The sequence below is a fragment of the Rothia sp. HMSC068E02 genome (assembly GCF_001813565.1).
Taxonomy (GTDB): domain Bacteria; phylum Actinomycetota; class Actinomycetes; order Actinomycetales; family Micrococcaceae; genus Rothia.
Map to the genome: position 1 here is coordinate 1 of NZ_KV812877.1, position 303 is coordinate 303.

General features: G+C 53.5%; 1 pseudogene. It reads left to right on the plus strand.

The window, feature by feature from the left end:
* Nucleotides 1-303, plus strand: a pseudogene (locus HMPREF2919_RS01595) (IS3 family transposase); the annotation flags it as partial.

The following is a 303-nucleotide window of genomic DNA, read 5'->3' on the forward strand; positions in this document are numbered from 1 at the left end:
GGCCCTACCACAGGTACAACTCCTACAAGGGGGAGGCGGGGCAAAGTTTTGAGAACATCATCGGTCGCAACTTCACGGCGACCGGTCCTTGGCAGAAGTTGGGTACCGATGTTACCGAGTTTAAGCTCTCCTTCGGTAAGGCCTATCTCGCGCCGGTTTATGACTTTGCTAGCAAGGAGATTGTCGCCTATTCCATCTCGATGTGCCCTAATCTTGCTCAGCAGCAAGAGATGCTTCAGATACTCATGGAGGCCAAACCCGAGGGAGTCAAGCCGATTTTGCACTCGGATATGGGGTGGCAGT